The sequence below is a fragment of the Pricia sp. genome (assembly GCF_041745955.1).
In the GTDB taxonomy this organism is placed as follows: domain Bacteria; phylum Bacteroidota; class Bacteroidia; order Flavobacteriales; family Flavobacteriaceae; genus Pricia.
The window spans coordinates 1-5,691 of sequence record NZ_JBGTHY010000429.1; the positions used below are offsets into that span (position 1 = coordinate 1).

Annotated in this window: 8 protein-coding genes; 4 read left to right on the forward strand and 4 right to left on the reverse strand. The window is 42.7% G+C overall.

Annotated elements, in window-relative coordinates; genetic code table 11:
* Positions 1-109 precede the first annotated feature (109 nt).
* Positions 110-439 (forward strand): hypothetical protein, encoded by a 330-nt coding sequence (locus ACEW8S_RS15155; RefSeq protein ID WP_373518968.1) that lies wholly within the window; start codon positions 110-112, stop codon positions 437-439.
* A 70-nt stretch (positions 440-509) separates the two neighbouring features.
* Positions 510-1,169 carry an alpha/beta hydrolase gene (locus ACEW8S_RS15160; RefSeq protein WP_373518969.1) on the forward strand — a complete coding sequence of 220 codons (660 nt, stop codon included), beginning with the start codon at positions 510-512 and terminating at the stop codon, positions 1,167-1,169.
* 4 nt (positions 1,170-1,173) lie between these two features.
* Here the strand turns inward: ACEW8S_RS15160 and ACEW8S_RS15165 are convergent, their stop codons facing one another.
* Both ACEW8S_RS15165 and ACEW8S_RS15170 read right to left on the reverse strand, forming a co-directional pair.
* Positions 1,174-1,668 carry a hydrolase gene (locus ACEW8S_RS15165; RefSeq protein ID WP_373518970.1) on the reverse strand — a complete coding sequence of 165 codons (495 nt, stop codon included), beginning with the start codon at positions 1,666-1,668 and terminating at the stop codon, positions 1,174-1,176.
* Positions 1,669-1,807: 139 nt separating this feature from the next.
* Positions 1,808-2,572, reverse strand: coding sequence for an MBL fold metallo-hydrolase (locus ACEW8S_RS15170; RefSeq protein WP_373518971.1), 765 nt, complete (start codon positions 2,570-2,572; stop codon positions 1,808-1,810).
* Between the two features lie 87 nt (positions 2,573-2,659).
* Between ACEW8S_RS15170 and ACEW8S_RS15175 the strand changes: the two genes are divergently transcribed.
* Entirely contained in the window at positions 2,660-4,114 is a 1,455-nt protein-coding gene (locus ACEW8S_RS15175; protein WP_373518972.1) for a TonB-dependent receptor, read from the forward strand.
* 30 nt (positions 4,115-4,144) lie between these two features.
* Here the strand turns inward: ACEW8S_RS15175 and bcp are convergent, their stop codons facing one another.
* The gene (bcp, locus tag ACEW8S_RS15180; RefSeq protein WP_373518973.1) at positions 4,145-4,597 is read right to left on the reverse strand and encodes a thioredoxin-dependent thiol peroxidase; all 453 of its coding nucleotides are present in this window, start codon (positions 4,595-4,597) and stop codon (positions 4,145-4,147) included.
* A gap of 47 nt (positions 4,598-4,644) precedes the next feature.
* Here bcp and nth point away from each other — a divergent pair, with 47 nt between their 5' ends.
* Positions 4,645-5,328, forward strand: a complete 684-nt coding sequence (gene nth, locus ACEW8S_RS15185; protein WP_373518974.1) for an endonuclease III — start codon at positions 4,645-4,647, stop codon at positions 5,326-5,328.
* A 165-nt stretch (positions 5,329-5,493) separates the two neighbouring features.
* On the opposite strand, the gene ACEW8S_RS15190 is transcribed toward nth, so the two are convergent.
* On the reverse strand, positions 5,494-5,691 hold a 198-nt coding region (locus ACEW8S_RS15190), incomplete at its 5' end, for a hypothetical protein (protein ID WP_373518975.1).

The window sequence follows — 5,691 nt, forward strand, 5'->3', positions numbered from 1 at the left end:
TGATTCATAATGGGCATGCACTTTTTTAAGATAGTGCCTGTTCGCAAAATTATCTTATCGCGAAAAATGCTATAAGCCGTATCAGCCTATTTAAATTTTTGAACTTTGTATGAATATCAACACCATTAAAGAAGGAAAGACAGCGGCCATTGTTGCCTATTTCACCCTTGTCGGCGCCTTGATTGCCATAAGCATGAACAACGAGCCAAAGAATGAATTTGCCCGTTTCCACATCCGGCAGGCTTTCGGCCTACATCTGTTTTTTTTAGGGTTCGCGCTTTTTTTGAGCGTTTGGTTCAACGGCTATGCTTTTTACGGTTTATACATTGGTTATATCGTGCTCTGGGGATACGGTTTTATCGGTGCCCTACAGGAGAAAAAGCAGTCCGTACCCATTTTGGGCGATTTTTTTCAAAAATGGTTTACTTTTATCAGTTGAAGTTGGATAAAACAATGAATTTCGAAACCGGATTTGCCTATAAAATCTTCTTGAAACAATTCTCCCAAATATGACCACAGCCCCATTATCCTTGGAACATAGTATTCGCCCCTCGTCACTAACGAAAGGCAAGCCGCCTGTGTTATTCATGCTACACGGCTACGGAAGCAACGAAGAAGATCTTTTTTCCTTTGCGCCTGAGCTTCCAATGGAACTATGTGTCATTTCCGTCCGTGCCCCCTACCCTATGGAACCTTTCGGATATGCATGGTACGCCATTAATTTCGATGCGCAACAGGGCAAATGGAGCGATGACCAACAGGCCGCACTATCCCGCGAAAAAATTGTAATCTTTATGGAGGAAGCCTGTAAGACCTACGGATTGGATGATGGGCGAATTACCTTGCTGGGGTTCAGCCAAGGAACGATACTCAGCTATGCCGTGGCCTTGTCATATCCTGAAAAAGTAAAAAACGTAATTGCCCTGAGTGGTTATATTAACAAAAAAATCCTGATACACGGTTATGCCGATAAAAATCATGATAATCTCATGATATATGCCTCACACGGTCAAGTAGACCAGGTGATTCCGCCGGAGTGGGCACAAAAAGCCTCTCCCTTTCTGAATAAATTAGGAATTGAGCATGTGTATGAGGAATTCCCCGTGGGACATGGTGTTGCGCCCCAGAATTTTCATTCGTTCAAAAAGTGGCTTATGGGAAGAATTTAAGGAATCAATTACTTCTCGTATACAACAAGTGGTCTATCAACGTAAAGTCCACTCCCAAATCGTCCTTCAATTCGTATTTAATAAGCAGTTCGCCCCAATATTTTCCATCGGAAAAATCGGCCAAAATCCATCTGTGGTTCAGCACCTTGATTTTGTTAACCTTAAAATCGCCCTCCATACCTTCATAAGGTACAAGCGGATTGGTGCCTTTGCTTTCATTGGTCTCCAAGAGTTTGTCGGATATGTAACCCGAAGGATTTTTCAGGGACAAATGGTCATAATACGCCAGGGCATCATCGTTGTTTTCCAACGAAAAATACTGCATTTCCAGCACTTTTAACTGGGTATTTTTAACGGAATCCTGCAATTGTTCCACATCGGCCTTCAGGTTTTCGATCTGGGCATCCTTGGCTTCCGCCATTTTACCGCTACTAACAAAAAGGTAAAGGCTGATAAGTGCCATAAAAAGGAATAGGTAAAGAAAGATTTTGCTTTTCAATTACATTGAATTTTTAGTCAGGAGACGCAAGATTTGCGCCCCTTCGGTCTTTATTATTTTTCCGGGGTTCTTACCCACAACCATAACGCCTATCATCAACCGTCTATTGTGTACAATGCAACTTCTAAAATACCACATCTCATATCTCGACCACCAACCCGTCATACGCCAAATGCACGCCTTCCGGCAATTTTTTTTCCACCTCTGCGTGAAATCCCAAAAGGTGGCTGATGTGAGTGAAATAAGCGGTTTTGGGCTTTACCTTTTCCACAAATGCCAGGGCCTCCTCCAAGTTGAAATGGGAATGGTGGGCATCCTCCCTCAGGGCGTTTACCACTAAAACTTTAGAGCCTTTGACTTTATCTATTTCTTTTTCGTCAATTGTTTTTACGTCCGTTAGATACGTAAAATCCCCAAAGCGGTACCCGAAAACCTGTATCCGGTTATGCTTGGCCGATATAGGTACCACAGAGATATCACCCAAAATAAACGGATGATTATTTTCGACCAGATTGACGTCGACACAAGGAGCGCCTGGATACCGATTGGTATCCGCAAAAATATAATCGAAACGTTTTCGTAAGGAATCCGCTACCCTTTGATGGGCATATATAGAAACATCGCCCTGACGAAAAAAATAGGGACGAATATCGTCAAGCCCTGCCGTATGATCCGAATGTTCGTGGGTAAACAGGATGCCATCCAATGTATCGACATCGTGGGCGAGCATTTGCTGTCGGAAGTCAGGGCCACAATCGATGACGTAATTGTGGTTATCCCAAGAAATCAAAACGGATACCCGCAGTCTTTTATCCTTTATGTCATCGCTTAAACATACGGGATGTTTACTGCCAATAATCGGAATACCTTGTGATGTACCTGTTCCTAAAAATGTAATTCTCAAAGCGTCATCGTTCTTAATTCAAATTTATAACTAAATAATTTATTAGATTGCCCGAACTTGTTAACTTTGTTTAACAAAAAAAAAGCTATGGCTTCAGTTCTAGATAGGGACACGGCATTTGAAAACATCCCCTCGATCAAGGCCAAGACCCTGAGAATCAACCTAAATCCCGATATCTACGGCACTTTTTCCGAAATAGGCGCAGGACAGGAAACCGCCCGGAATTTTTTTAGGTCCGGCGGGGCCTCAGGTACCATAGCAAAGGCCATGAGTGCTTATGATAAGGATTTCAGCGATGCAATCTACGGTATTGAGGAAGACGGCAGATATGTGACTCAGCCCCGTTTAAAAAAGATGTTGACCCACGAAATGCAGCTGATGGAAGAGCGCATCAGCAGGGAGACACATCCCGACCGGCTTTTCTTTTCTTATGCGAATACCGTGGCTACAATCGATTTTTCAAAACGCTATAAAGGGCATGGATGGTTGGGAATACGTTACCAGCTCGATCCCCAACAAAAAGATTATGACGAAATCGTACTGCATATACGTTTCAAACAGAACGAGGCACGTTTACAGCAAGAAACCTTGGGTGTGGTAGGTACTAACCTAATCTATGGGGCTTTCTACAAATACCACAAGCCCAGAAAACTACTGAAATACCTCTATGACCACATCGATAAGGACACCATTGAAATCGATATGGTCAACTTTTCAGGTCCGAATTTTAAGGATGTTGATAACCGGTTGATGAGTCTGCAATTGATACGGAACGACATGACCGATGCGGTCATGTTCGGACCTGACGGCAATAATTTGCTTCCGGCGACGCTCCTTTACAAAAAAAATATTCTGGCATTACGAGGTAGCTTTAGGCCGGTAACCAAGGTAAATATGGATATGTTCCATAAATCGTACGATATTTTTCTCCGAGATCAAGCGGTAGACGAAGACCGTACCATCGTCATTTTCGAAATCACCCTATCGAACCTCAAAGCCTCGGGCGAAATCGATGAGCGCGATTTTATGGACCGAGCCGAGTTGCTGGGTGCATTGGGCCATACGGTAATGATATCCAAATTTCAGGAGTACTACAAATTGGTCGAATATTTCAACAACTACACCAAGGAGAAAATCGGCCTGACCATGGGGGTCAACAACCTTATCGACATTTTCGACGAGAAATATTACCGGCATTTGAGCGGTGGTATTTTAGAGGCCTTCGGAAAACTATTTTTCAAAGATCTTCAGGTATATCTCTATCCGATGAAAAATGCCGATACCGGACAGATCATGACCAGCAATAACGTCAAGGTACACCCGAGAATGAAGGAACTGTACAAGTTTTTCAAGTATAACGGCAAGGTGATGGACATTATCGACTACGATACCGAAATCATGCATATATTTTCTAGGGACGTACTTAAGAAAATCATCAACGACGAAAAAGGATGGGAAGAAATGCTGCCCAAGGGAATTGCCAAGACCATTAAGGATAAGAACCTATTTACGAAGAAATTGGTTAAGGCGGAGAAGGCTTAAGGAGGTTTTGCTATTAAAAAACAAAACCCATCATTCTAAAATCTGCGCGGCGTGAGCCTTGGTCTTTACTTTATCGATTACCTTTTCCACTACGCCATCTTCATCGAGTATGAAGGTAGTTCTAAGAAGTCCGTCGAATTTCTTACCCATGAATTTTTTAGGCCCCCAAACGCCAAAGGTGTCGATAACCGTATGATCTTCGTCGGCTAATAAAGGGAAGGGTAAATCGTATTTGTTCTTAAAGTTCGACTGTTTTTTGCCCGTATCCTCGCTAACCCCCAAAAGTTCATAGCCGGCCGCTTTTAACTTTGAATAGTTATCGCGCAGATTACAGGCTTCCGCAGTGCAGCCCGGTGTATTGGCCCTTGGATAGAAAAAAACAATCAGCTTCTGCCCATGGTAATCGGATAATTTTATAATGGTACCATCTTGATCTTTGGATAGGAATTCGGGAACCTGGTCCCCTACTTGCAATCTGTTCATAGCTAATTTTCTATTAAATTTGTAAATGGTAACGAAATTACACAAAAATGACGAAAGCCGAAAAGGTCGATTTCACGATACGGACTTTACAGGAAATCTATCCTGAAATTCCTGTTCCCCTTGCCCATAAGGACCCTTACACCTTGCTGATCGCCGTACTGATGTCCGCCCAAAGCACCGATGTAAGGGTGAACCAAATAACGCCTTTGTTGTTTGATAGGGCTGATAATCCGTATGACATGGTAAAGTTATCCGTAGAAGAAATTCGGGAAATCATTAAACCGGTCGGACTGTCGCCCATGAAATCAAAAGGCATTCACGGACTTTCGAAAATTCTGATAGAAAAGTACGGCGGGCAAGTGCCCCAAGAAATGGAATTGTTGGAAGAACTGCCCGCCGTAGGCCACAAAACGGCAAGTGTAGTGGTGTCCCAAGCTTTCGGAATTCCAGCTTTTCCGGTCGATACCCACATCCATCGCCTGATGTACCGCTGGGGATTTTCAAACGGAAGAAATGTGGTACGGACGGAAAAAGATGCCAAACGCCTTTTTCCCAAAGCACTTTGGAACGACCTGCATCTTCAGATCATTTGGTACGGTAGGGAATACTCACAGGCAAGAGGCTGGAATTTGGACAACGATATCATCACAAAAACTATTGGAAGGAAGTCGGTCTTAAAGGAATATTACCATAAAAAGGGGAAAGCTTATATCGAGAGAAACATTTTCTAGTCTAGCGCTAAGTTTAACCAAAATTGTCTAATAATCCAATTCGTCTTTTCAGCTTCAACATAACACTGGAAGTAAAATTGAACGAGTTGCCGTACGCATATCGCCATACCCAGTTCACAAAAAATTGCAACCGGCGCATGGCGATATGCGTAAAGCGGTAAAGCCTTAATTCAAATTATTCTCAAATCGAAGATTCTCATATTTTACGATATGTAGCGATTTAGAGAACCCCAGCAAGAACTGTACGGTCTCAGGCCTAGCAGTAATGTTTTTACCTTTCTCAAGGTTTTCAGAGTAGATTTTTTCCATAATAGTAGCTTTGTTATACAAGAATAACGCAACTACATCTGAAATATTGTCAAA

What these genes read in the sequence shown, in the direction of transcription:
- ACEW8S_RS15160 (WP_373518969.1), top strand. Translation starts at nt 510, where the DNA reads ATGACCACAGCCCCATTATCCTTGGAACATAGTATTCGCCCCTCGTCA.
- ACEW8S_RS15155 (WP_373518968.1), top strand. Translation starts at nt 110, where the DNA reads ATGAATATCAACACCATTAAAGAAGGAAAGACAGCGGCCATTGTTGCC.
- bcp (WP_373518973.1), bottom strand. Translation starts at nt 4,597, where the DNA reads ATGAACAGATTGCAAGTAGGGGACCAGGTTCCCGAATTCCTATCCAAA.
- nth (WP_373518974.1), top strand. Translation starts at nt 4,645, where the DNA reads ATGACGAAAGCCGAAAAGGTCGATTTCACGATACGGACTTTACAGGAA.
- ACEW8S_RS15175 (WP_373518972.1), top strand. Translation starts at nt 2,660, where the DNA reads ATGGCTTCAGTTCTAGATAGGGACACGGCATTTGAAAACATCCCCTCG.